Consider the following 25461-nt stretch of genomic DNA (forward strand, 5'->3'; position numbering starts at 1 on the left):
CCTGTTGATTGTAATAGCAGGTAGCCTCATCCCCTGAGTGCGAGGACGAGCGAAGTGACGATGATGTTGAGGATGGCGACGGGGAGCAGGAACTTCCAGCCGAAGGCCATCAGTTGGTCGTACCGGAAACGGGGAAGCGTGGCGCGTACCCAGATGTAGAGCAGAAGGAACCCGAGGACCTTGGCCACGAACCAGAGGACGGGGAAGATGGCCGAGAGGATGGGGCCGCCGAAGTTGTCGGGGAGCAGGTGGCCGAGAGGGCTGGACGGGCCGCCGAAGAAGAGCAGCGTGGCGACGCAGGCAACGGTGATCATGTTGGCGTACTCGGCCATGAAGAACATGGCGAACTTCATGGAAGAGTACTCGGTGTGGTAGCCGGCGACGAGCTCGGATTCGGCCTCGGGGAGATCGAAGGGAGCGCGGTTGGTCTCGGCGTAGGCGGCCATCAGGTAGATGAAGAAGGCGACGAACTGGAAGCCGCCGAAGATGTTCCAGGAGAGCGCGCCGTGGGTGGACTGGACGTCGACGATGTCCCGGAGGCGGAGCGAGCCGGCGCGGAGGACGACACCGACGAGTGAGAGGCCGAGGGCGAGCTCGTAGCTGATGACCTGCGAGGTGGCGCGCAGGGAGCCGAGCAGGGCGAACTTGTTGTTCGAGGACCAGCCGGAGAGCGCGATGCCGTAGACGCCGATGGACGTGATGCCGAGGATGACCAAAAGGCCGATGTTGACGTCGGCGATTGTCCCCATGTCGACACTGATTCCATTTGCCGTGATATGCGTGACTGCTCCGAAGGGAACGACGGCGATCGAGATGAGCGCGCAGGTGAGCGCGATGATGGGGGCGAGGATGAAGAGGGGGCGGTCGGCGGCCATGGGGATGAGGTCTTCTTTGAGGAAGAGCTTGATGCCGTCGGCGAGGGGCTGGAGGAGGCCGAAGGGGCCGACGCGCGAGGGTCCCCAGCGATTCTGCATGCGGCCGAGGACCTTGCGCTCGAGCAGAACGGTGTAGGCGACGGCCATCAGGGTGATGACGAGCACGACGACGATCTTGAGGATCGAGAGCAACAGGAATGTCTGGAAGTCGGTGAGGTGGCTCACGGTATTTGCTCTTACTCCTGTGTCAGCATCATTTGGCTGCGGTGTGGATCTGGATCAGCGACTCATTGGCCTGGTAGCGCTGAACGTCGTTGAGGGCGGGTGAGAAGCGGCCCAGGGTTCCGGAGGTGAAGAGGCCGTCGCCGGAGGGAAGCACGAGGTCGCGGCGGGCGGCGGCGGAAGCGGTAGCGGCTGGCTCGAGGTGTTGATCGTTGCCGCTGAGCAGCTGCAGGCGGAGAAGGTTGTAGCCGGGGACGAGGCGCTGGATCTCGTCGAGGATGGCGAAGGGATCGAAGGGCGAGAGCTTGGGCTCGAGGTTGTTGGCGGTGAGCCAGACGGCGTGCTGGTCGGCCTCGCCCGAATGCACGCCGCGGGACTGGCCGAGGTCGGCGCGGATGCCCTGGGTCTGTTTTCCGAAGGGAACGAGGGACTTGATGTCGTCGCCCACCTTGTCGGCGACGCGGACGATCATCTCGAAGTCGGAGCGTACGCCGGCACGGTCGCCAGCCTTCTGGACGAGCTGGAGGTCGCCGTAGCTGTTGGTGACCGAGCCTGCCTTCTCGTAGAGGTTGGCGGCGGGAAGGATGACGTCGGCCAGCTGCGCGGTCTCGGTGAGGAACATCTCGTGGACGACGACGAAGGTGTCCTTGAGGGCGGCGGGGTCGATGTTGTAGCGGGAGATGGGGTTGGAGTTGACGACGTAGAGGGCGGAGAGCTCGCCGCGGCCGGCTGCCTCGAAGATCTGGAGCATGTCGAGGCCAGGTTGTGTGGGAGCGTTCTGCTCGGCGTAGGGTCCCGGGTTGGTGACAGGGACGTAGCCGGGGAGCATGTCGGGGAGCAGGCCCATGTCAGCTGCGCCGCGGGAGTTGACGTAGTCGGAGAGGAGAGCGAACTTCGCGCCGGGGATGGTGAGGCCGAAGTCGATGAGACGCTTGAGGTCGGCGCCGCGATGCTCGGAGCCGATGAGGATGAGGAGCTTCTCCTCGGCCTTGACGGCGTCGCGGAAGGAGTTGAGGGCGTCGGCGTTGGTGGACGCGGATGAGGCGGAGGCGGCGTCTCCAGCGAGGTAGGCGGCGAGAGCGCCGTAACCGAAGGGCGCTAGCTGGAGGAAGGCTTTAGCCTGACGGCGAAGTTTGATCTTCTCGGTGTTGGCGATGTAGAGGCGGGCTTTGTGGAGGCGGACGTCGGTGCGGAGATTCCAGGCGGTGCCGGGGGCCTGGTTGGTGGGGTCGCCGCCGACGATGAGGACTGCGGGGTAGCTCTGAGTATCGCGCAGAGAGGCGGTGCGGTTCTTCTGGCCAGAGAGCGCCTGGGCGAAGGTGACGTAGTCAGCGGTGCGGTGATGGTCGATGTTGTTGGTGCCGAGGACGGTGCGGGCGAACTTCTGGAGGAGGTAGGCCTCCTCGTTGGTGAGGCGGTTGCCGCCGATGACGCCGATGGACTTGCCACCCTTTGCGTCGCGCAGCTCGCGGAGCTTCTTGCCGGTGTGGTGGAAGGCCTCCTCCCAGGAGACTTCCTTGAGGGAGCCGTCGGACTGACGGACGAGCGGAGCGGTGATGCGCTCCGGGGAGTTGGCGAAGTCGAAGGCGTAGCGGCCCTTGTTGCAGAGGAAGTCGCCGTTGATGCCCGACTTGTCACGGTTGTCGCCGCGAACGATCTCTGCGCCGTCGGAGGTGGAGCGTACGCCGAGGGTGGTCTTGCAGCCGTCTCCGCAGTGAGTGCAGACGGTGGCGACGTGGTTCATCTCCCAGGGGCGGGTCTTGTAGCGGTAGGCGCCGCTGGTCAAAGCGCCTACCGGGCAGGCATCGATGCACATGCCGCACTGCTCGCAGTCGAGGTGGGCGAGGTGGTCGGGCGACTGCGCGGCGGGGATGTTAGGCGCAATGACGGCTGACGAGCCGCGGTTCTGGATGCCGAGGGCGAAGACGTCCATGCCCTCGCCGCACATGCGAATGCAGCGGTAGCAGAGGATGCAGCGGGGGCGGTCGAAGTAGACGACAGGGGACCACTGCTGCTCTTCGCGGTGGTTCTTAGCTTCGGCGTAAAGGCTCTCGCCGGCGCCGTACTTGAAGGTCATGTCCTGCAGTTCGCACTCGCCGCCGGCGTCGCAGACGGGGCAGTCCAGAGGGTGGTTGCCGAGCAGGAGCTGAATGGTGGCCTTGCGGGCCTGCGCGATCTCAGGGGTCTCAGTCTGGACGACCATGCCCTCGGTGACGGGGGTGGTGCAGGCGGTCTGGAGCTTGGGCATCTTCTCGACGCGAACGACGCACATGCGGCAGGCGGCCTGGAGCGAGAGGCCGGGGTAGTAGCAGAAGGCGGGGACCTCGATGCCGGCGGCTTTGCAGGCGTCGATAAGCAGCGTGCCCGCCGGGGCGGTGAGTTGTTTGCCGTCTACTGTGAACTTTACGTCTGGCATTTAGTGCGCTCCCACGAGCTGTTCGACCGTGATGATCGGGGTTCCGGCCTTGTGGCCTTCGATGTAGTCCTCGAACTCCTTGCGGAACTTCTTGACGAAGCCGAGCGTCGGCATGGCGGCTGCGTCGCCGAGCGGGCAGAAGGTGCGGCCCAGCATGTTCTCTGCGAGGTACTGGACGTTGGCGACGTCCTTCTTTGATCCGCCGCCGTTGTAGACGCGGGTGAGGGTCTTCTTGATCCAGTCGGTGCCCTCGCGGCAGGGAATGCACCAGCCGCAGGACTCGTGCTGGTAGAAGGCGATAGTGCGGAGTGCGAACTCGACGATGGAGACGGTTTCGTCGAGCACCACTACTCCTCCGGAGCCGAGCATGGTGCCGGCCTTTGCCATCTGGTCGAAGTCGAGGCCTACGTCGATCTCCTCGGGAAGAAGAACCGGGCAGGAGGAGCCACCTGGGACGACGGCCTTGAGCTTCTTGCCGTCCTTGATACCGCCGGCTACGTCGTAGATGGCCTTCTTGAGGTTGTAGCCCATGGGCAGCTCATAAACGCCGGGGCGCTCGACGTGGCCGGAGATGCCGAAGAGGCGGGTTCCGCCGTTGCGCTCGCTGCCGATCTTGGCATACTCCTCGCCGCCCATCAGCAGGATGTGCGGGGCGGAGGCGATGGTCTCGGCGTTGTTGATCACGGTGGGACCGCCGTACAAGCCGACGACGGCGGGGAAGGGAGGCTTGATGCGCGGGACGCCGCGCTTGCCCTCGAGTGACTCCATGAGGGCGGACTCTTCGCCGACCTCATAGGCGCCGGCGCCGCTCTGGGTGACGATGTCGAAGTCGAGGCCTGAGCCGAAGATGTTCTTGCCGAGGAAGCCCTTGGCGTAGGCATCGGCGACGGCCTTCTCGACGATCTTGAGGAGATAGCGATACTCGCCGCGCAGGTAGATGAAGCCCATCTTCGAGCCGATGGCGAGGCCGGCGATCATGGTGCCTTCGATGACGGCGTGGGGATCGTGCAGGAAGATGACGTGATCTTTGCAGGTGCCGGGCTCGGACTCGTCTCCATTGACCAGGACGTACTTTGGCTTCTCGGACTGCTTGGGGACGAAGGACCACTTCATGCCGGTGGGGAAGCCGGCGCCGCCGCGTCCGCGGAGTCCGGAGGCCTTCATGGTGTCGATGATCCAGGCTGCCATCTTGTCCGGGCCCTGGGCGATGGCCTTCTGGACGGCCTTGTAGCCGTCGAGTTCGAGGTACTTGTCGATTTCGGCTGCTCCCTGGCCGAAGCGGCGGGAGATGACCTTGACTTCATCAGGATGGGAGACGAGGGTGGGCATTTACTTCACGTCCTTTCCCTTGCCGGCGCGGTAGGTCTCGATGATCTCGTCGACCTTTGCGGTGGTGAGGTTGTCGTGGAAGTCGTAGTTGACCTGTATGGCCGGGGCCCAGCAGCAGGCTCCGATGCATTCGACCTCTTCGAGCGAGAAGGTGCCGTCGGGGGTGACCTCTTTGTGGCCGATGCCGAGCTTTGCCTTGCAGTGGTCGAGGATCTCGTAGCCTCCGCGCAGCATGCAGGAGATGTTGGTGCAGACCTGCACGTTGTACTTGCCCGCGGGTTTGGTGCGGAGCATGGAGTAGTAGGAGAGGACGTTGCGGACGTCGAGTTCGAGCAGGTCGAGACGCTGGGCGATCTCGGTGACGACGGCATCGGAGATGTAGCCGACCTCGTCCTGCGCGTAGAGCAGCATGGGAACGAGGGCGGAGCGCTTGACTGGGTAGATAGTTACCAGGTGGTCGAAGCGTGCGGCTGTCTCGGGAGTGAAGATCGAATTTGTAATCGTGCTCATCGTGTGACTTCCTGGGCGGTAAGGGGAAGCAGATTTCTCCACTTCGCTACGCTCCGGTCGGAATGACAACCAAAACTAAGACTCACTCATCATCTCCCGCGCCAGTTGTTCGGCGGCAAGGTCCATCTCCTGGGTGGTTCCATTCAGTTTAACCGTTCCGTCTTCTTCTAGCGAAAAAGAGGAGCGATTGCCTTCGCTGTCTTCGATGAGGTCATGCGTGAAGCGAAGCCAGCGGCTGGCAACGCGAAGCGTGATCTCGTCTGCACCGACCTCGACGACTGCGTGATGCCGGCTGTTGAGTCCGTGGGCGGCGGAGTAGGAGCGAAGCAGCGACGCCCAGGAGGTCCAAAGTTCGCGGTGCAATGGAAGAGACACATTCAATGTTGATTCTTTGGCTCCAGAGTCTCTTTAAAATCAGCTATACATGCCTTGGTTCGGTGCTGCGGTGCAGTTATTAGTTTCAAGGCGCTTTTTGCTACAAATGCCGGCTCATTGCTGCCCTTGGCAAAGATATCCATTTCGATAAGAGAAACGTTTCCGAATTTATCCATGCCGTAGTGGTGGCTAAAGACAGCCGTAATATCAGCATCATCCTTTGATGTTGCGATCGTGAACCTACCCCAAGTCTTGAACTGATCATATGCAGTATCAAGGACATGCTGATCACCTGTCTGATTGACCAAATAAATCCTCTTGGCCGCGAGTACTACGGTAGGAAGTGGAGTCTTAGGCTTAGAAAGCAACGGGCTGCTCAAGATGCCAAGAATCACGACTTCTGTGGCAATAGTGCGCCAAAACCCCAATCCCTTATTCAATTTCTTAGCCTCTCGGAATCTAGCGGTCGATGGCCCCAAGCACGATGTCGATGGAGCCGATCACGGCGACTACGTCGGCGAGCAGCCGGCCTTTGCACATTGTCTCTAGAGCCTGGAGGTTTGCGTAGTCGGCGTTGCGCATGTGCACGCGGTAGGGCTTGGCGGTGCCGTCAGAGACAACGTAGTAGTTCATCAGGCCGTGCGCGGCTTCGACAGAGCTGGTGGCCTCGCCTGCGGGAACGGCAAATCCCTCGGTGACGATCTTGAAGTGATGGATCAGCGACTCCATCTGGGTCTTCATCTGTTCACGGTCGGGAAGGATGATCTTGGGGGCGTCGGCGACGATGCGGCCCTCGGGCATGCCGTCGAGCGCTTGCAGGCAGATCTTGACGGACTCGCGCATCTCCTGCATGCGGAGGATGTAGCGAGCCCAGACGTCGCTCTCCGTCGTGACGGGTACCTTGAACTGGAATTTCTCGTAGCTCGAGTACGGCATGTCGCGGCGTACATCGAAGTCCACTCCCGCTGCACGGAGCACGGGGCCGGTGACGCCGAGGGAGATCGCGTCCTCGGGCGAGATATAACCGACACCCTTGAGGCGGTTGATCCAGATGGGATTGTTGTGCAGCAGCGTCTCGTACTCGTCGATCTTCGAGGGGAAGTCGAGGAGGAAGGCGCGGATGGAGTCGAAGAGACCGAGCGGCGGCTCTAGGCTGACTCCGCCGATGCGGATGTAGCTGGTCATCATGCGCTGGCCGCTGACGGCCTCGAAGATGCGCAGCAGCTTCTCGCGCTCGCGGAAGCAGTAGAGGAAGACGGTGAGCGCGCCGATGTCCATGGCGTGGGTGCCCAGCCAGACGAGGTGCGAGTTGAGCCGCATCAGCTCGTTGAAGAGCACGCGCAGCCACTGCGCCTTCGGTGGAATCTCGAGATCCAGCAGCTTTTCGACCGCGAGGGCGTACGCCGTGTTGTTGGTCATCGGCGAGAGATAGTCGATGCGGTCGGTGAGCGGAACGACCTGCTGGTAGAACTTGGCCTCGCACGTCTTTTCGATCCCGGTGTGGAGATAGCCGATGTCGGGGGCGAGGGAGACGACGGTCTCACCGTCGATCTCGAGCACGAGACGGAGCACGCCGTGCGTGGACGGGTGCTGCGGGCCCATGTTGATGACCATGGTCTGGTCGGCGATGGGGTCGTTGCCGTGTTTGTGGCGCTCGGCGTCGGCGATGACTTCATCGATGCCGGGAACGATCTGGTCGGGAGCGGCGATGGGTGCCATTAGCGGTAGCCCTCCACGGGGTAGTCCTTGCGCAGGGGATGGCCCTGCCAGTCTTCGGGCATCATGATGCGGCGGAGATTGGGATGGCCGCCGAAGTGTATGCCGAAGAGGTCGAAGACCTCGCGCTCATAAAAGTTGGCCGAGGGCCAGAGGGAGGTGATGCTGTCGAGCGCGGCGTCGTCGCCGGCGAGGCGGACGGCGAGGCGCAGGCGGCGCTTGAGCGGGATGGACAGGATGCTGTAGCTGACCTGGAAGCGGGGCTCGGAGGGGTACCAGTCGACGGCGGTGACGTCCTCGAGGAAGTTGTAGCCGGCGGCCTTGAGGGCCTTGCAGGCGGCGATGATATTCTCGCGGTCAACGGTGACGGTCAGCTCGGCGCGATCGTACTTTGCGGCGGTGGCGAGGTCAGAGAGTGCCTTGAGCGCGGGCTCCTCGGGGAACTTGTCGAAGACGGCCTGTGTGTCGAGGATAGCGGGTTCCATTAGAGATCTCCCTTGTCGGTGGACCAGTCGAGGATGCCCTTCTTCCAGACGTAGAAGAGGCCGACGGCGACGAAGCCGAGATAAACGAGCATCTCCCAGAAGCCAAACATCTTTGAGCCGGTGATGGCGGGCAGGCGGCGGAATATGACGGCCCAGGGAAGCATGAAGACTGCCTCCACGTCGAAGAGGATGAAGAGCATCGCCACCATGTAGAAGCGGACGGTGAAGCGGCCACGGGCGTCGCCGACGGGGTCCATGCCGCACTCGTAGGGCCCGGCCTTGGTGCGCGAGTTCTTGTGCTTTCCAACGAGGAAGGAGACCCCTACCATTCCGCATGCGAGGCCAAGGGCGACCAGTATTTGCAGGACGAGCGGAAGATAGTTCCAGATGTAGGGGTAAGTTTGCATGGCCATCTTTGACTCTAAGTTTGCGGTTGTCCAGTGTCAAGCTAAACGCCCGGTATTGTGCGGCTATCGAAGCATTTGTGCGTAGGCGTCGATGATGCGGTCTCCGAACTGCGCGGCGACGAGACCGGCGGCGGCGAGAAAGCTGCCGAAGGGCAGTTTTGTGAACGCTCCTGCTCGCCGGCGCGCGAGCAGGACGACGGCGTAGAGGCTCGCGGCGAAGGCTCCGAGGAAGAGCGAGAGGATGGCTGGCCAGAAGCCGAGGAAGGCCGCGATCATCGCAAGGAGCTTGACGTCGCCGAGGCCGAGCCCTTCCTGATGCCGGAGAGTGCGGTAAAGCCAGCGAATGGCCAGAAGCAGAAGAACGACGCCAACGACGGCAAGAAGACGGCCGCCGATGAGCGCCTCGGGGCCGGTAAGGAAGACGTTGCCGGGATTGGTGGTTGCGCCTGCGCTGGTGATGTGGATCTGGCGAGTGAGGACAATCTGCTGCTCGGTGGGCCCGAGGAAGATGGCCTGCGTGCAGATGAGGAAGAGGCCGGCCGCGATGCCGGTGAGCGTGAAGGCGTTGGGAAGCAGGCCGGTCTGCCAGTCCATGACGATGAGGCCGATGAGGAGGAAGCCGAGTATGGTTACGGCGAGATTGGCGATGATCGCGAGCGGAGCGTAAGACGACGGGGCGCTGTGCGTAGGGTCGTAGAAGTAGAAGCGCAGTACTGTGTAGAGACGCGCAGCCTGAACGGCGAACCAGAGGCCGCAGGTGAGTTCGACCAGCGGATAGCGCCAGGGGATGGGTTGGTGGCAGTCGCGACAGCGTCCGCGTAGCACAAGCCAGCTGAGGACTGGGATGTTGTCGAACCAGCGGATGAAGGCTCTGCACTGTGGGCATCGTGAGCCTGGTCGAACGATGGATTCGTGACGCGGCAGTCGCGCGATGCAGACGTTGAGGAAGCTGCCGAAGACGAGCCCGAGGAGGAAGCCGATTGCTTCGTAGATGATGCGGGGGGTCACGCAAAAAGTATACGGCGACGATTAGAAGTCGACGTGCATGCGAACGGCTTCGACGAGGACGGGACCGCGGTCTTTGTTGTAGCCAGGATGGTCGACGAACTGGAGATCGAGGGCGTAGTAGAGGCCGCGCCAGGCGTGCAGCGTGTAGTAGCTCTCAAAAATGTCTTCGCGTGCGTAGTTGAGGTTTCCGTCACCAAGTATAAAGCCCAGGCCGCCGTAGCGGAGGTAGTTCTGGTGGTCGCGCTTAATGGCGTTGGAGACGAAGGCGAGGCCGATCTGGTCGTTTGGCCGGGAGAAGGCACGGCCGGAGTAGTCGGCCCCGAGGGCAACGGTCTGGTCGACTTCGGTGTAGGCGAAGGACTCGTGCTGGCCCTCGTTCCAGCCGACGCGTGTGAAGACGCGGAGATTCTGGGTGAGCTCCTGCTCGGCGTTGAGCGTGAAGCCGTATTTGACGGCGCTGAATTTGGCGTGGGCGGAGATATTGGGTTTGGGGTCCTGTCCGGAGAGATAGGCGTTGACGGCGTCGCGATAACGGCCCATGTGGGCGTGGTTGACGAAGCTGAGGACGCGGACGGTGCCCTTGCGTTGGGGCGAGACGAGATGACCGAGGAGCGATTTGCGCAGCTCGAACTCGAAGTTCTGTCCGTTGGCGCGGCTGAAGGCCCAGTCGAGGTCGATGCCGTTGGCGACCGTAGGCATGGCGGCGAGAGCGTAACGGGCCGACCAGGAGCGGTCGTGGTATTCGAGGACTGCGGCATAGGTGTAGCCGCGAGTGTCGGCGGCGTAGTCCCAGGCGCCGTTGTTGTCTGTGGTCCAGTTGAGGAACTGGAGGTGGCTGTCGGAGCCGATGCTGTTGGTGTCGAAGTAATCGGGGAGACTCATCTTGCCGATGTGGAGCTCAAAGCGTCGCTCGGGAACCTGCGTCGATAGCGAGAAGGGCGTGCGTTCGGCTTCGACGAGCTCGCGGGTTAGGCCGATGGTCTGGTGGATCTGAACGCGGGCGAGATAGGGTTTGGAGCCGAGGCTCGGGTTGCGGACGACGTCGAGGTTGGTGAAGCCGCCGAGACCGAGAGCCTGGCTGACGCCGCGACCGCCGGCCGATTCGAAGTCGGCGATGAAGTCGGTGGCGTAGCGGGGATTGCGGTTGACCTGGTAGCCGAGGAAGAGGGTGCCGACGAGCGAAGTCTTGTATTCGCCGCGTCCCTGCAGGCTGTTGGGGCCGTCGTACGGCGAGTGAAAGGGAGCGTGCGCCTGAAAGACGATATTTGCCTGTCCGGCGATGAAGTAGCGTGTGCGATCCGAGTAGGGAAAGATGGTTGTCGGGGCTTCGGCGAAGGGTGCGTCGGGAAGGGTTGTTTGCGCGCCAGGCTCGGCGGCTACAAGGTCTCTCGGCTGGCCATAGATCGGCGAGGAGAAGAGCAAGAGAAGAAAAGCCTGGAGGAACTTTGTCAAAGCGTCGTGACCGGCCGTTGGAATGAGTATCCGAAAAAACGATGAATTGAATGCAAGAGGCCTGCCTTCCAGCGGAACCGAGAGAAGGCAGGCCAGGGTAATCCGGTGTCGTCGTTCTGCTCGTCGTGTGTTTCGAGCAGAGCAGACCATGTGCAGGCGAGCGGGCACCGCTCATCCGCAGTTTCGACCCAGCGGCGACGGATCTCCGTACGTGGACGGATGCCGTGGAGCCTGGATCGATCAAGATGGAAGAACTGCTTCATCATTGGCTGACTTCTCCTTTCTGCGCAGGCCTAGCAGCGCTGGCTGAATCGTCGGGTTTTGATAGTATACCCCAGTAGGGTATGAGGGTGAGGAAATATGTCGCTTGTTGATCGCGAGAAAGCAAAGTTATTGAACCGAACGAAGCGAATTCGGGGGCAGATGGAATCGGTCGAACGGAAGCTTGGAGCCGAAGACCATGATTGCGCAGAGGTGCTGATGTTGTTAGCGGCAGTGCGCGGCGGGATCAACGGTTTGATGGCCGAAGTTCTGGAGGATCATATTCGGTTGCATCTCCTGCAGGATGGCCACGCTCCAGTGACTCCCGACCTGGGGGAGGATCTGATCGATCTGGTGCGGGCATATTTGAAATAACAGCGTTAGCGGAAGGTCTGGACGAGCAGCCAGGCGTTGAGTCCGGCGATCAATAGGGCGACGGCCCAGCTGAGGATGCGGATCCAGGTCTTGTTGGCGAAGGGCCCCATGCTGGCCTTGTCGCTGGTGAAGTGAACGAGGGGAAAGACGGCGAAGCTGAGTTGCATGCTGAGGATGACCTGGCTCAAGACCAGAAGCTGCGCGGTTCCCGCACTGCCGTAGATGGCTGTGACGATGACCGTAGGGATGATCGCGACCAGGCGAGTGATGAGGCGGCGCTGCCAGTTGGGAAGGCGAAGCTCGAGGAAGCCCTCCATGACGATCTGGCCGGCGAGAGTTCCGGTGATGGTGGAGTTCTGGCCGGAGGCGAGCAGGGCGAGGGCGAACATCATGCTGGCGCCGGTGAAGCCCAGCAGCGGCGTAAGGAGCTTGTAGGCGTCGCCGATCTCGGCGACCTCGGTGTGGCCCGTGCGATGGAAGGCGGCGGCCGCGACGATGAGGATGGCGGCGTTGACGAACAGCGCCATGCTGAGGGCTACGGCGGAATCGAGGCTGGCGAGACGGATGGCCTCGCGCTTGCCAGGGATGGTGCGTGGATAGGCGCGCGTCTGCACGATGGAGGAGTGCAGGTAAAGATTGTGCGGCATTACGGTTGCGCCGAGGATTCCAATCGCGATGTAGAGCATGTTGGGATTGGAGATGACCTGTCGCGAGGGGACGAGAAGGTGCTGGAGAACCGGAATCCACTCGGGGCGCGAGAGTACGGTCTCGATGCAGAAGAGGACCGCAATGGTTCCGATGAGAACCATGACGAGCGCCTCGAGATAACGGAAGCCGCGATGCTCCAGCAGAAGGATCAACAGGACATCGAGGCTGGTGATGATGACGCCGGCGATGAGCGGGATACCGAAGAGAAGCTGCAGGGCGATGGCAGAGCCGATGACCTCGGCCAGGTCGCAGGCGCAGATGGCGACTTCTGCGAAGATCCAGAGCGCAATGGTTACAGGACGGCTGTAACGCTCGCGACAGGCCTGGGCGAGGTCCCTCTCAGAGGCGATGCCGAGCTTGAGGGCGAGGCTCTGGAGAAGAATGGCCATCAGGTTCGAGGCCATGACGACGAAGAGCAGGGTGTACCCATAACGCGAGCCCGCGGCAAGGTCGGTCGCCCAGTTTCCGGGATCCATGTAGCCGACGGCGACCAGGAATCCGGGGCCCACAAAGCCGAGGGCGCGGCGCCAGAGCCGGCTGGAGTCCGAGACCCTGACGCTCGAGAAGACCTCCGGCAGGGAGGGCCGGCGTTTGGTCTCAGATTGCAGCGGGATGGAAGTCGTGGTCTCCATGGCGAGGGGCGAGGAACTGTCTTTAGCATGAGTATGCCACAGCTCGTTAACTAGGGTTAATAAATGATCGCGAATAGAGGATTAGCTGCGCTTGACCCAGACTCTATCCGCGGCTGGTTTTCCAAGGGTGGATGCTCCGGCAGAGGTGACGACGCTGAGAGTCTGATCGTAGTTTTTGGAGATGATACGGACGGGCGACTGGGGACCGATTCCCATCTTATGCAGGAACAGCAAGAGCTTCGGATCGCGCTCGTAGAGACTGGAGACGATGTAATCGGCGCCTTCGGGGGCCTCGGAGAGTTGGATCGTTCCGCGCTTTTGGCGTTGGGCCGGGCTCTCGGGCAGTACGGCGTTGCCGTGGGGACACACGCCCTTTTCACCGAGCTTCTCGATCAACTTCGCCTCGAAGGCAGGGGAGACGGCGTGCTCCAGGCGCTCGGCCTCATCGTGGACCTCGTACCACGCCATGCCGAAGATCTCAGCGAGCATGCGTTCGATGAGATGGTGGCGTAGGGCTGTGCGGTAGGCCGTCTCCCTGCCTTTGGCAGAGAGGTGCACGGTGCCGTCGGTCCTGACGATGACGTAGCCGTCGCGCCTGAGGCGCTTGAGCGCCATGGTGACCGCAGGCGGCGAGACGGAGAGCCAGTGAGCCAGCGTCGCCGAGATGACATGCTGTCCTTCGGACTCTGATTCGAGAATGGCTTTGAGGTAGTCTTCCTTCGAGACGGTGATGGAGTCTTTCATTCCAGACCTGGCATTGTGAGATCTGGCATTAACTATAGCTAACTCCGCCAACTTCACAACAGAATCGAGAGAGTTATCTCGCTTTGACGCCCACGGCTACAAGTCCGGCGCCGGCTACCAGGACGATGGTGCTCAGGATCGGGGAGATTGGCACCGTCTCCTTCTTTTCGTGGGATATCTGGATGGGGCCGGCGTCAACGTCCTTGTGCCGGTGGGTGAAGCTGAATCCCCCGGTCGCAAAGCCGACGATAGCGAGGAGGATGAGGACAATTCCTATGATGGTTGCGGGTTTCATTGCAGGAAGCCTTTCGTGCTGCCGGAATTGGCGCTCGTGGCGTTCGATATACGAGTTGGACACCCTCATGTGCGATGCACCGCCAGTGAGGCGAGATGTACGGTTGCGGGGGTCGGCTTGCCCGGAGATGGAGGCAAGGCGTAGGCTGCAGTTACACGGGAAAGGAGGATGATCCAGCCTATGAAAATTGACAGTAACAGTTGCATCAACACACGTGAGGTGACTGAGGCTTAGAGCGTCCCCTGCTCTTAAGTCCTGGCGATCTTCAGTGACTCGCTGAACGTACTTCGCCGAGGCCAATCCGGGCACGGACGCCTCAGGTCAATCTCAACAGTCCACCGGCAGGCGGCCTGCTGCTCCCACACTCAACTGTGGCCGAGCGCAGGCCGTTTGCATTTGGTTTTAGAATTGAGCCATGACACCTCTGGTAATCGCAGGCAGGGCCTTTCAGTCGCGGCTGATCGTAGGAACGGGGAAGTACAAGGACGGACCGGAGACGCAGGCGGCCATCGAAGCCTCGGGGGCTGAGATGGTGACGGTCGCGGTGAGGAGAGTGAATCTCGACCGCTCGAGCGAGTCGCTGCTGGACTTCATCGATGCGCGACGTTACTTCCTGCTCCCAAATACGGCTGGCTGTTATACGGCCGAGGAGGCGATTCGCGCGGCTCGGCTGGGACGCGAGGTAGGGTTGTCGGACTGGGTGAAGATCGAGGTGATCGGGGACCAGGCGACGCTGTATCCGGACATTCAGGCAACGCTTGAAGCGACTCGAGTTCTGGTGAAGGAAGGGTTTACTGTTCTCCCGTATACCTCTGATGACATTGTGTTTGCTAGGAGGCTGATTGACGCCGGTGCGGCGGCGGTGATGCCGTTGGGAGCGCCGATTGGCAGCGGTCTTGGTTTGCAAAATACGGCGAATCTGCGGATTCTGCGTGAGATGATCACCGAGGTTCCGTTGATCGTCGACGCGGGGGTGGGAACTGCCTCCGACGCGACGGTGGCGATGGAGCTTGGCTTCGACGGCGTGCTGATGAATACGGCGATCGCGCAGGCGAAGGACCCGCTGTTGATGGCTGAGGCCATGCAGCATGCGGTGCTGGCCGGGCGACAGGCGTATCTGGCGGGTAGGATGCCGAGGAAGCTGTATGCGACGGCCAGTTCGCCACTTGAGGGAATCTCGCGGTAGGACGGAGCCGAGGACTCAATCTCGCCAGTCGGAAGCGGCAGAGAAATGAAGTAAACTTCGCCCATGCGGGTATTCGGGATTGACTGCGGGACGGAGTTCACCGGCTATGGTGTCGTGGAGGTGGACTGTGACGCGAGGATGCCGCGCCTGGTTCACGTGGCGGCAGGGACGATCCGGCTCAGCAAGAAGGACAAGACTCCGCGGCGGCTGGCCCAGGTGTATGCGGAGCTGACGGCAGCCATCGCTCTCCACGAGCCGGATGTTGTGGCGATCGAGGAGGTCTTCTTCTCGGCGAATGCGAAGTCGGCGTTGAAGCTGGGGCAGGTGCGCGGCGTGGCTATGCTGGCGGCTGAGACTTGCGGGCTTCCGGTGATGGAATACGCTCCGCTGAAGATCAAGAGCTCGGTGGTGGGGTATGGGCTGGCGGCGAAGGAGCAGGTGCAGTTTATGGTGACGCGGCTGCTCGAACTCGATCATGCGCCGGAGTCAGCGGATGCAGCGGATGCTCTCGCGATTGCGATATGCCACATTCATACGGCGCAGACGGTGACACTCCAGGGGGGCGGACGGTGAGGAGTTATCTGGCAGCGGCGATGGGCATCGTGATTAGCGTAACGAGCGCCTATGCGGCGCAGTCGGACTCGCCGGCGGGCACACCGGCGGCCGCGAAGCCCGAAGTCAGTTTTCAATTTGAGCGTCCTGGCCTGCCAGTGCCGAAGTTCAGCATCGTGGTCTATCAGGACGGGACGGGGATGTATCGGGGTGAAGAGGCGCCGGTGAGCGGCGGCGCGAGCAGCGCTTCGCTCGCGCCTGCGTCGCGGGGTCGGTCGATCGATCGGCCGATGAAGCTGAGCCCGGCGACTGCGGAGACGATCTTCAGGACGGCCCGCTCGCTGGATTACTTCAATATCCCTTGTGCCTCGAAGGCGAAGAACATCGCGGATACCGGCAAGAAGACCCTGAGCTACGCGGGGCCGGATGGGCGTGGCTCGTGCCTTTACAACTACTCAGAGAACAAGAGCGTAACCCAGTTGACGGAGACGTTTCAGGCGCTCGCGTTCACGATGGACGAGGGGCGGAAGCTGGAGTTTCTGCACCGCTACGACCGGCTGGGGCTCTACTCGGAGATGGACACGTTGATCCACGAGATAGCCGAGAAGCGCGCGATTGAAATAATCAACATCGCGCCGACCTTGACTTCGATTGTTGCTGACGAGCAGCTGATGCAGCGAGTGCGCGAGAAGGCGGCAAGGCTGCTGGCGCAGGCGAGCGACAGTACGAGCAACGTGCGCTGACAGCCGGCGGTACGAATCACAATGATGTTCAGTGAGAGACGCTGACGGCCAGCGAGCGGTAGAGCTCTGCCATGGCTTCGAGTCCGAGCGACTCGGCTCGCGCCTGACGGGGGATTCTGGCGGGCCAGGCAGCGATGAGCTGGACGGAGGAGTATCCCGCGGCGCGGAGATTGTTTTCGAGCGTCTTGCGCTTCTGCGCGAAGCTCTGCCTGAGGAATGCATCGAAGCCAGTGGGGTCTACGCCAAGCTCGGAGAAGCGCGGGCGGAAGTGCAGCCGCAGGACGCTGGAGTAGACCTCAGGTGGAGGAGAGAAGGCCGATGGTGGCAGGGTGAAGAGTTGCTCCACCTGTGCATGGATCTGTGCGGTGGCCGAGAGCAGGCCGTAGTCGCGAACACCGGGCGAGGCGGAGACGCGGTCGGCGACCTCGCGCTGCATCATGACCACGGCGCGGGAGAGCAGGCCGGCGGAGGCTGCGGCGAAGAGCTTCAGCAGAATGTCCGAGGTGATGTAATACGGCAGATTGCCGATGACGTCGGCGGTCTCGCCAGGTGGGATGATCGCGGCGAAGTCCGCTTTGAGGACGTCGGTTTCGACGATCTGGACCCGGGGTTGATCGCGAAAGCGGAGCGCGAGTGCGGGAGCGAGCTCTCGGTCAAGCTCGAGGGCGATCAAACGGCCGCAGCGCGGGGCCAGGATGTCGGTGATGGCTCCGCGACCAGGGCCGATCTCGATGACGGTGCGGCGGGTGACGTCGCCGAGGGCATCGGCGATGGCGTGGCGCGCGCGGTCGTCGACGAGGAAGTTCTGGCCGAGTTTGGGTTTACGTTTCATGAGGCAGGTGCGCTGCAGACGTTTGCTGCATCTCTTTGTATAGACTAACGTTTTGGTCGGAATGGAGAGGGGTAGGCATGCATATTGTTTTTGCGGCATCGGAGTGCACACCATGGGCGAAGACCGGCGGGTTGGCCGATGTGGTCAGCGCGCTGCCGAAGACGCTGGCGAAGATGGGGCACAAGGTGCAGACGTTTCTTCCGTACTACCGGCAGGTGGCGAAGGCCGTGCCCAATGCGCCGGTTGTTCTCCAGAGTGTGACGATCCCATTTCCTTCGTACAACCGCTTCGCGCGCATTCTGGATGGCGGAGTGAAGGACGGCGTGCATATCTACTTCGTCGATGTGCCGGAGCTGTTCGACCGCGAGAGCTTTTATGCGACGCCTTCCGGCGACTATCCGGACAACGCCGAGCGCTTCGGAACCTTCAGCCGCGCCGTGATCGAGGCGACGAAGGTGATGGGCGTGCCGGACCTCTTTCATGTGCACGACTGGCAGGCGGCGATGATCGTCGTGATGCTGCGGTCGATCTACTACTTCGATCCGGTCTTCCGCCGCGTTCCCGCGGTGCTCACGATCCACAACGCCGGCTACCAGGGATGGTTTCCACCGCGGACTATGGAGACGCTGCTGCTGCCGTGGGACATGTTCACTCTGGACAAACTGGAGCACTACGACAAGGTGAACTTTCTGAAGGGCGGCATTGTGTATGCCGATGCGATTACGACTGTCAGCCGGACCTATGCGCAGGAGATTCAGACTCCGGAGTTCGGCAATGGACTGGAAGACACTTTGCGGCGGCGCTCGGCGGACCTGTTCGGCATCCTGAACGGGGCGGACTATAGCGAGTGGGCCCCGGCCATAGATCCGTATATCGCAGCACACTACTCCGCGAAAAAGCTTGACGGGAAGCGGGAGTGTCGTCGGGACCTGCTGCACGCGCTGAGGCTGGAGGACGTCGGCGATGAGACCGCTGTCATCGGCGTCGTGTCGCGCTTTGCGACGCAGAAGGGCTTCGACTTTATCGTCGACATTTTGGACAGGCTAATGCAGGAAGATGTCGTGCTGGTGATGCTTGGCAACGGGGAAGAGTACTACGAGCGCCTCTTGACCGAGATGGCGGAACGGCATCCGGAAAAGATGCGGGTTCGGGTGAAGTTCGACAACGTGATGGCGCACAAGATCGAGGCAGGCTCGGACATCTTCCTGATGCCTTCACGTTACGAGCCCGGCGGCCTGAACCAGATCTACAGCCTGAAGTACGGCACCGTTCCGGTCGTTCGCGCTACCGGCGGGCTTCAGGACACGATCGAAGAGCTGCCGGACGGAGGTGGGAACGGCTTCAAGTTCTGGGGCTACGATTCCAACGTTCTGCTCGATGCAATTCACAGGGCGCTTGCGACCTTTCGCGACGAGAAGACGTGGACCGCGATGATGCAGCGCGGCATGGCGCAGGATTTTTCCTGGGACAAGCCGGCCGAGGAGTATGTGCGTGTGTACGAGCGCGTGATTATGAACCGCAGCAGCTAAGCTGTGCGGATCTTACGCTGGAACCAGTAGTGCAAAGGGATGCCGAGCAGGATGATGGCGGTTCCGATGATGGAGTTGCGTGGCTGGTCGGCGAAGGAGAAGACCAGGAGCACGATGGCTGCCGCGATGAAGAGTGCGGGCAGCACCGGATAGCCCCAGACGCTATAGGGTCGGGCTGTGCTGGGCTCGCGCCGACGGAAGACGAAGATGGTGCTTGCGGTGAGCGCGTAGAAGAACCACTCGGCGAAGATGGCGAGCGAGAAGAGCGCCTGGAAGCGGCCTATAGCGAGGAGAAGCAGTGAGCTGAGGATCGCCTGCAGGATCAGCGCGGTCGATGGTGTGTGGAAGCGCGGATGCACGTGGGCGAGCTGACGGAAGAAGAGTCCGTCATGTGCGGCGGCGAAGGGGACGCGTGCCCCTGAGAGCGACGATCCGACGAAGGTCGCGCAGATGCTGACGGCCATTCCAACAGAGACGAGTCCGGCACCCCAGTTTCCAGCGATGAGGCGAAGGGCATCGGCGGCGGGGCGATCGGCGGCGGCGATGGCTGCGGCGGGCATCACATACTGGATGGCCGCGTTGGTAAGCATGTAGAGGCCGCCGACGATGGCGACTCCGCCGATCAGGGCCAGGGGCATGCTGCGCTGTGGCCGCTGGATCTCGCCGGCCATCTGGGTGACGTCGCTCCAGCCGTCGTAAGCCCAGAGCGCGGCGATCAGAGCGACCATGAAGCCGGAGAATCCGCCGCGCGCGCCGGTGAACTCGGTGGCGAAGTTGTGCCATGAGCCGTGGCTTCCGGCGGCTCCGAAGCAGACGCCGGCGATGACGACGATCAGGAGCACCTTGAGCCAGGTGAGCGCGAGCTGCACGTTTCCGGACTTGCGCGTGCCGAGGATGTTGAGGCCGGTGATGAGCCAGGTCATGACGATGGCGAAGACCTGGCTCCAGAGCAGAGGTCCGAAGGCTGGAAGCTCGAGGAAGTGAAAGGTCGGGAAGGTGGCGAGGACGCGTGCGAGACCAGCGGCGATGGTTGCGATGGAGGCGGGCTTCGCGATAGTGATCCACGTCCACATGTAGAGAAAGCCTGTCAGGTCGCCGTAGGCTTCGCGGAGGAACGCGTACTCGCCGCCATATTTAGGACGGAGTGCAGCAATCTCGGCGTAGGTCATGGCTCCGAAGAGGGAGAGCAGACCGCCGACGATCCACACCGCGTAGACCATGCCGGAGGAGCCGACGGCGGCCATCATCTCGCGCGGGACGAGGAAGATGCCGCTGCCGATAATGATTCCGACGACGATCGACGTAGCGTGCGAGGCGTTGAGGACTCGCGGGAGTTCCGTCTGTGTCTGCTGCGCCGTTTGTTGCATGGTTTTCACGGAGAGTAGCACAGCGGCGCGGCTGTTTCTCGGTGAATCGATCAGATGTAGTGCTTGAAGTCCTTCCAGTCCGTCGTGACATTTTTATGGCGGCCCCGGACGAGGTAAATGTTGCGCCGCTCGTAGGGCATGGAGAGCGGGTTGTCCATGCGGCCGGCGATCTCGACGGAATCATAGTTTTCGCGAAGCTCTTCGGGTGTTGCTCCGGTGACGATGATCATGACTTCGCCGGTTGCGCCGTTCGGTCCCCACATCCAGTAGCTGTTGTGGCCGCTGATGGCTCTGGGAAGATCGCGCCCGAGGAAGTTAATGGCGCTGGCCTCGCCGTAGTTGGAACAGAGAATGCCGACTCTCTTCTGGTCCTCCGGTGAGAGGGAGTGATAGATGCGAGTGACCTCGTTAACCTCTTCCTGCCAGCCGAAGCGGTCGGCGTAGAACTGGGGGAGGATGCCGCTCGACTCGTTCTCGGTGTTGCCTGTGGCGTCGTAGAGGTGGAGGGCCTTCGTATATGCGAGCCATGTTGAGGGGCGCATGACAGGGATCGCCATCGGAAGGCTGATGAGACCGCCAACGATGAGAGTCGTTTGGTAGACAGGGAAGCCGAACCGGGAGTTGGCGCGAACCAGCTTGCGATTGGCGAAGTGCTGCTCCCATGCGATGCCGCCGGCGGCGAAGAGTACCGGGTAGATCGGGACGACGTAGTAGTCCTTGGCGTGCAGGGCCATCATCATGGCGAGGAAGAGGAGATAGGTGTAGCCGAGGAATCGCCATTGCTTAGCCGAGGTACTGCGCAAGAGCCAGACGAGACCGGGGATCCATAGGAAGATGGAGATCGGTTGCAGATTGAGGATCTGCTTGCCGAGGAAGGGAAGCGCACCCAGCTTGATGTTCTTGTTCTCTAGCTGGCCGTTGTGGAGGAACTCGAGCGTCGGCCAGTGGTTGTGGACCTGCCAGAGGAGGTTGGGCAGGGCGATGAGGACGAGCAGCGCAACTCCGATGGCGGCCCAGCGGCTGAAGAGCGGGCGACGCTGCGGGGTGAGGAGAAGGCCGATGAGCAGCGCGAGGAGGAAGAAGGTCATGGAGGGCTTGTTGAGCAGACCGACGCCTCCGCAGATTCCGAACCATATCCAGCACGATTTTTCGTTCCGTCCGCGGAGGATGAGGGTGAGGGCAAGAGTGCACCCCATCCAGAAGGCGGACTCGAAGGAGTTCATCGAGAGGTAGCTGTCGAGGCCTAGGTACTGGGGTGCCAGGAGGATGCCGGTCACCGCGAGGCCCTGGGCGGAGCGGCGGCCACCGAGCGCCCAGGCGAGGAGACCGGTGAGGAGGACGCGCGTGGCTCCGGCGAGGGCGGAGAGCATGCGGATTCCGGTGAGCGAGTGGCCGAAGATGAGCTCGGCGAGGCGGGCCTGCAGGGCGACGATCGGCCCGTGATCGACGTAGCCCCAGGCGAGGTGGCGGCCGCAGATGAGGTAGTAGAGCTCGTCGCGGAAGTAGCCGTAATCGATGCGCGCCTCCCAGAGATTGGTGGCGATGTGGAGGAGGAGCTTGATGGTGGCGAAGAGGAGGGCGAGCGAGAGGGCTTCGCGGAGGGTTGGATCGGCGGGGCGCACGATCGTCGTTGTGGCGTTCGCGGTTGCATCGGTCATCCGAAGAATCCTTCGTGGAAGTGCTTATTCTGGAGCGGGCGAGCTTGCGATGGAGACTCTATTCTTTCTTACGTTGTTACGGGGTGGGACTATTTTCGTTCTCGGGTTCTACAATTTTTTCAGCTGCATCTGAGGAGAGTAGCTTTCGCTCTTTTGCAGGACGAGTGGGGTGAGGTATGGACTGGACACCTGGTGAGATGAGTCGTGATGTCGAAGACCGGCGGGGGTCTTCGGGGGGAGGTTTTGGGTTTGGCGGCGGCGGACTGGGGATCATCGGCTTCGTGTTTCTGCTGATCATCAGCCTGATTACGGGGCGGAACTACATTGGTGCTTATCTCTCCGGCGGAGGACATGTTGCTACTTCGACGGCGAGCAACCGGCCGGTGACTGCCTCGCGGGAGGAGGACCGCTCGGCTCATCTTGTCTCCTACGTGCTGGATGATGTCCAGGCCGAGTGGCAGAAGCTGCTGCCGGAGCAGACGGGCAAGCCCTATCGCCGGGCACATCTGGTGCTGTTTCGCGACTACACTCACTCGGGCTGTGGCGTGGCGCAGTCGCAGACGGGGCCGTTTTACTGCCCGGCGGACGGGAAGGTCTACATCGACCTGGGGTTCTGGGACGAGCTGCGACGGCTGGGCGGAAGCACGGCTGATTTTGCACAGGCTTACGTGATCGCGCACGAGCTGGGGCATCACGTCCAGAACATCCTGGGGATTGAGCGGCAGATGCGGCAGCTTGCGGCGCGGGATCCTTCGCAGCAGAATCCGCTGTCGGTGCGGCTGGAGTTGCAGGCGGACTGCCTGGCCGGCGTTTGGGGAAACACCGCGGCGAAGCGGAAGATCATCCACCGGGAGGATGTGGAGGAGGGCCTGAAGGCTGCGGCGGCGGTTGGCGACGACCACATCCAGAAGATGTCTCGCGGGGCGGTGAGTCCGGAGAGCTTTACGCATGGGACGTCGGCCGAGCGGCAGCAGTGGTTTATGCGGGGGCTCCGGTCCGGCGAGGTGAACCAGTGCAATACCTTCCAGGCGGCGGGCAGCTTCTAGTCCCCCTCCTGCCTTATTTGTGCAAAGTCTTCAAGACAAAAGGTTTATGTCGGTACTTTGACGGTAAGTTATTGATTTTATTGATATGATCGACGTAAAGTATTGATTGTAAAGAGAAAAGCCCCGGAACGAAGAGGTCCGGGGCTTTTCTTTGTTTGCTGTTTCTTATTTTACCGGATGGGAGGGAATAGATCGGCAGCTTTTTTGAGCTCGATCTTGTTTGTTTTGTGGGGGATGTATTTTGAGGGGGCTTGACAAGATTTTGCACTGCATTGGTCGCGGCTAAGGGATGAGGGTTCGTCTCAAGTTAAAGTGGTGGCGGTGCAGAGAAAATGCAGGTCCTTCGACTGCGCGGCTATGCCGCTCCGCTCAGGATGACAATTCTGGGGTGATGCAGCGTCAATTCTGGAGCGATAGTTCTGGGGCGATGCACCTTCGATTCTGGAGCCGATGCACCGTCAGTTCTGGAGCGATGCAGCGTCAGTTGAGGATGGTTAGAGTGGGGTTTGCGGGAGTGTTCTGATCGGCGGCGAAGTGCTGGCGGATGCGGTCGGCGGTGGCCTTGTTGACGACGGCGGTTAGGGCGTCGGGGTTCTTTTCGGCGGTCTGGCGGATGGCTCGGATGGAGCCGAAGTGTTCGAGGAGACGCTGGCGGGTACGGAGGCCTACGCCGGGGATTTCGAGGAGTTCGGAGCTGCGGTCGCGCATCTCGCGGCGCTTGCGGTGGTAGGAGATGGCGAAGCGGTGGGATTCGTCGCGGATCTTCTGGACAAGGTGGAGGACGGGGGAGCGGCGATCGAGGACGATGGGGTCGTCCTCCTGTCCGTAGACGTAGATGATCTCCTCGCGCTTGGCGATAGAGGCGAGGGGCTGGGTAGTGATGCCGAGCTCGTTGAGGGCGTCGGCGGCGGCGTGGAGCTGGCCTAGGCCTCCGTCGATGAGGATGAGGGAGGGGAGGGGCTTCTTATCGTCGAGGAGACGGGAGTAGCGGCGGCGGACGACCTCGTGCATGGAGGCGAAGTCGTCGACGCCGGTGACGGTGCGCACCTGGAACTTGCGGTAGTCGGATTTTTTCATGGCGCCGTCCTCCCAGACGACCATGGAGGCGACGGTCTCGGCGCCCTGGATGTGGGAGATGTCGAAGCACTCGATGCGGCGAGGGAGTTCTTCTAGGGTAAGGGCGTCCTGGAGGGCCTGGGCGATGGCTTTTTGTGAGGGGATGAGGACGCGGAAGCGCTGGTCGTAGGACTGCTTGGCGTTCTGGCAGACGAGGTCGACGAGGGAGCGCTTTTCGCCACGCTGGGGGACGGCGATGTCGACGCGGTGGCCGGTGCGCTGGGCGAGTAGCTCGGCGAGGGTGGTGCGGTCGGGGAAGTCGACGGGGACGAGGATGGAGCGGGGGACGTAGCCCTGGTCGAGGTAGAGCTGTTTGAGGAGTGCGGAGAAGAAGGCGGCGGGGTTGAAGGCAGTGGTTAGTGGTTGGTTGTTAGTGGTTAGGTGAGAGACCGGATCGGTGATGGGGGAGTGTTCTTCGGCGATGGGGGAGTCGTCGTGGATCTCGGGGGCGGGGGTGGTGGGGTTGGGTTCGAGGGTGGGGTCGGTGGTTGTGGCGGCAGCGAGTGATGAAACCGCAGATCCCTCGACTTCGCTGCGCTCCGCTCGGGATGACACTTCCAGAGTTACACCTTCGGAACTATCGATGAGTAACGCTTCGGTTACGTCTTCTTCGATGGCGAATGCGGCGAAGTCGGGGAGGTCTTCCCAGAAGAAGTCGCGGCGGTCGACGATCTTGCCGGAGCGCATGTGGAAGAGGTTGACGGCTAGCATCTCGTTTTCGAAGTGGAAGCCGAAGACGTCGGCGTCCTCGTTTTCAGCGGAGGCGATGCGCTGCTTGTCCTGCATCTGGTGGACGGTGGTGATCTGGTCGCGGAGGCGGGCGGCCAGCTCGTACTGCTCGTTTTCGGCTGCTGCCGTCATGCGGGCGGTGAGGCGCTGCTCGAGCTCGCCGGGGCGGCCTTCGAGGAAGAGCTGGACGTCGCGGATGGCCTGGCGGTAGTCCTCGGGCGTGGTGAGGCCTTCGACGCAGGGGCCGAGGCAGCGCTTGATGTAGTACTGCAGGCAGGCGCGGGGGTGGTAGCGGGAGAGATCGACCTTGCAGGAGGGGATGAGGAAGCTGCGGTGGATGAGGTCGACGAGGCGGTGGGCGAGGTTGCCGGGGAAGTAAGGGCCGAAGTAGGCGGAGCCGTCGCGGCGCAGGCGGCGGGTGACGAAGACCTTGGGGTAGCGGTCGGCGAGGGTGAGCTTGATGTAGGGGTAGGTCTTGTCATCGCGCAAAAGGATGTTGAAGCGAGGCTTGCGCTGCTTGATGAGGTTGTTTTCGAGGGCGAGGGCCTCGTGCTCGTTGGCGACGGTGATGTAGTCGACGTCGACGGCCTCGCGCATGAGAGTGCCCGTCTTGGCGTTGGCCTGGGAGGCCTGGAGGAAGTAGGAGCGGACGCGTGCGCGGAGGTTCTTGGCCTTGCCGACGTAGATGACCTCGCCCTCGGCGTTCTTGTAGAGGTAGCAGCCGGGGGAGGTGGGGAGGGTACGGATTTTCTGGTAGAGGTCCATTCCGTCAGGGAGAAGGCGCCGCTGCTGTGAGAGGGCTCTGTTCAGTGTAGTCAAGTTTGACGCGGCGGGTTGTACGAGTAGATTTGACGCGGAGTCGCATCAAAAGTTCCGAATATGGAGGTGGGCGG

The 25461-nt window shown here is 62.0% G+C and carries 24 protein-coding genes; 6 read left to right on the forward strand and 18 right to left on the reverse strand.

Translation table 11 applies throughout. The features are described from left to right. Positions 1-26 precede the first annotated feature (26 nt). The 11 genes from nuoH to Q363_RS11400 form a co-directional block, all read right to left on the reverse strand. Positions 27-1100 carry an NADH-quinone oxidoreductase subunit NuoH gene (gene nuoH / locus Q363_RS11350; RefSeq protein WP_035350192.1) on the reverse strand — a complete coding sequence of 358 codons (1074 nt, stop codon included), beginning with the start codon at positions 1098-1100 and terminating at the stop codon, positions 27-29. A gap of 28 nt (positions 1101-1128) precedes the next feature. Beyond that, a complete protein-coding gene (locus Q363_RS11355) occupies positions 1129-3513 on the reverse strand; it encodes a molybdopterin-dependent oxidoreductase (RefSeq protein WP_035350194.1) in 2385 nt (794 codons plus the stop codon). Further along, positions 3514-4842, reverse strand: a complete 1329-nt coding sequence (gene nuoF, locus Q363_RS11360) for an NADH-quinone oxidoreductase subunit NuoF (protein WP_035350196.1) — start codon at positions 4840-4842, stop codon at positions 3514-3516. Further along, positions 4843-5352 carry an NADH-quinone oxidoreductase subunit NuoE family protein gene (locus Q363_RS11365; protein ID WP_035350198.1) on the reverse strand — a complete coding sequence of 170 codons (510 nt, stop codon included), beginning with the start codon at positions 5350-5352 and terminating at the stop codon, positions 4843-4845. Positions 5353-5427: 75 nt separating this feature from the next. Beyond that, entirely contained in the window at positions 5428-5727 is a 300-nt protein-coding gene (locus Q363_RS11370; RefSeq protein WP_035350199.1) for a hypothetical protein, read from the reverse strand. Between the two features lie 2 nt (positions 5728-5729). Then, positions 5730-6167 carry a hypothetical protein gene (locus Q363_RS11375; protein WP_157466750.1) on the reverse strand — a complete coding sequence of 146 codons (438 nt, stop codon included), beginning with the start codon at positions 6165-6167 and terminating at the stop codon, positions 5730-5732. A 19-nt stretch (positions 6168-6186) separates the two neighbouring features. Next, positions 6187-7446, reverse strand: a complete 1260-nt coding sequence (gene nuoD, locus Q363_RS11380; RefSeq protein ID WP_035350202.1) for an NADH dehydrogenase (quinone) subunit D — start codon at positions 7444-7446, stop codon at positions 6187-6189. Then, a complete protein-coding gene (locus Q363_RS11385; RefSeq protein WP_035350203.1) occupies positions 7446-7928 on the reverse strand; it encodes an NADH-quinone oxidoreductase subunit C in 483 nt (160 codons plus the stop codon). Before Q363_RS11385 ends, nuoD begins: the two co-directional genes overlap by 1 nt. Beyond that, a complete protein-coding gene (locus Q363_RS11390) occupies positions 7928-8335 on the reverse strand; it encodes an NADH-quinone oxidoreductase subunit A (protein ID WP_035350256.1) in 408 nt (135 codons plus the stop codon). The genes Q363_RS11385 and Q363_RS11390 overlap by 1 nt, the downstream gene beginning before the upstream one ends. Positions 8336-8398: 63 nt before the next feature. Then, positions 8399-9343, reverse strand: a complete 945-nt coding sequence (locus Q363_RS11395) for a prepilin peptidase (RefSeq protein WP_084080251.1) — start codon at positions 9341-9343, stop codon at positions 8399-8401. 21 nt (positions 9344-9364) lie between these two features. Further along, positions 9365-10795, reverse strand: a complete 1431-nt coding sequence (locus Q363_RS11400; protein ID WP_425387659.1) for a carbohydrate porin — start codon at positions 10793-10795, stop codon at positions 9365-9367. A 360-nt stretch (positions 10796-11155) separates the two neighbouring features. Here Q363_RS11400 and Q363_RS11410 point away from each other — a divergent pair, with 360 nt between their 5' ends. Then, positions 11156-11431: a metal/formaldehyde-sensitive transcriptional repressor gene (locus Q363_RS11410; protein WP_035350206.1), complete on the forward strand. Its 276-nt coding sequence runs from the start codon at positions 11156-11158 to the stop codon at positions 11429-11431. 5 nt (positions 11432-11436) lie between these two features. Here the strand turns inward: Q363_RS11410 and Q363_RS11415 are convergent, their stop codons facing one another. The 3 genes from Q363_RS11415 to Q363_RS11425 all read right to left on the reverse strand — a co-directional run bounded on the left by Q363_RS11415 (position 11437) and on the right by Q363_RS11425 (position 13810). After that, positions 11437-12771 (reverse strand): Nramp family divalent metal transporter, encoded by a 1335-nt coding sequence (locus Q363_RS11415; protein ID WP_051978656.1) that lies wholly within the window; start codon positions 12769-12771, stop codon positions 11437-11439. 81 nt (positions 12772-12852) lie between these two features. Then, complete coding sequence (locus Q363_RS11420; protein ID WP_035350207.1) at positions 12853-13515, reverse strand: metal-dependent transcriptional regulator; 663 nt, start codon at positions 13513-13515, stop codon at positions 12853-12855. 73 nt (positions 13516-13588) lie between these two features. After that, a complete protein-coding gene (locus Q363_RS11425) occupies positions 13589-13810 on the reverse strand; it encodes a hypothetical protein (RefSeq protein ID WP_035350263.1) in 222 nt (73 codons plus the stop codon). Between the two features lie 415 nt (positions 13811-14225). On the opposite strand from Q363_RS11425, the gene Q363_RS11430 reads away from it, so the two are divergent. From Q363_RS11430 to Q363_RS11440, 3 genes are all read left to right on the forward strand, one after another. Continuing rightward, positions 14226-14996 carry a thiazole synthase gene (locus Q363_RS11430; RefSeq protein WP_035350209.1) on the forward strand — a complete coding sequence of 257 codons (771 nt, stop codon included), beginning with the start codon at positions 14226-14228 and terminating at the stop codon, positions 14994-14996. Between the two features lie 63 nt (positions 14997-15059). Further along, entirely contained in the window at positions 15060-15569 is a 510-nt protein-coding gene (gene ruvC, locus Q363_RS11435) for a crossover junction endodeoxyribonuclease RuvC (protein ID WP_035350210.1), read from the forward strand. Continuing rightward, on the forward strand, positions 15566-16291 hold the full coding sequence (locus tag Q363_RS11440) for a hypothetical protein (RefSeq protein WP_157466752.1): 726 nt from the start codon (positions 15566-15568) through the stop codon (positions 16289-16291). Before ruvC ends, Q363_RS11440 begins: the two co-directional genes overlap by 4 nt. A 28-nt stretch (positions 16292-16319) precedes the next feature. On the opposite strand, the gene rsmA is transcribed toward Q363_RS11440, so the two are convergent. Further along, entirely contained in the window at positions 16320-17123 is an 804-nt protein-coding gene (gene rsmA / locus Q363_RS11445) for a 16S rRNA (adenine(1518)-N(6)/adenine(1519)-N(6))-dimethyltransferase RsmA (RefSeq protein ID WP_035350214.1), read from the reverse strand. Between the two features lie 77 nt (positions 17124-17200). Here rsmA and glgA point away from each other — a divergent pair, with 77 nt between their 5' ends. Next, positions 17201-18652 (forward strand): glycogen synthase GlgA, encoded by a 1452-nt coding sequence (glgA, locus tag Q363_RS11450; RefSeq protein ID WP_035350215.1) that lies wholly within the window; start codon positions 17201-17203, stop codon positions 18650-18652. Here the strand turns inward: glgA and Q363_RS11455 are convergent. After that, positions 18649-20019, reverse strand: coding sequence for an APC family permease (locus Q363_RS11455; RefSeq protein WP_035350217.1), 1371 nt, complete (start codon positions 20017-20019; stop codon positions 18649-18651). The genes glgA and Q363_RS11455 overlap by 4 nt on opposite strands. Positions 20020-20069: 50 nt before the next feature. Then, on the reverse strand, positions 20070-21677 hold the full coding sequence (locus tag Q363_RS11460) for an ArnT family glycosyltransferase (RefSeq protein WP_035350219.1): 1608 nt from the start codon (positions 21675-21677) through the stop codon (positions 20070-20072). A 176-nt stretch (positions 21678-21853) separates the two neighbouring features. Here Q363_RS11460 and ypfJ point away from each other — a divergent pair, with 176 nt between their 5' ends. After that, positions 21854-22723 (forward strand): KPN_02809 family neutral zinc metallopeptidase, encoded by an 870-nt coding sequence (gene ypfJ, locus Q363_RS11465; protein ID WP_035350221.1) that lies wholly within the window; start codon positions 21854-21856, stop codon positions 22721-22723. A gap of 480 nt (positions 22724-23203) precedes the next feature. Here the strand turns inward: ypfJ and uvrC are convergent, their stop codons facing one another. Continuing rightward, entirely contained in the window at positions 23204-25333 is a 2130-nt protein-coding gene (gene uvrC / locus Q363_RS11470) for an excinuclease ABC subunit UvrC (protein WP_035350222.1), read from the reverse strand. Between the last annotated feature and the right edge of the window lie 128 nt (positions 25334-25461).

The sequence above is a fragment of the Edaphobacter aggregans DSM 19364 genome (assembly GCF_000745965.1).
Classification (GTDB): Bacteria; Acidobacteriota; Terriglobia; order Terriglobales; family Acidobacteriaceae; genus Edaphobacter; species Edaphobacter aggregans.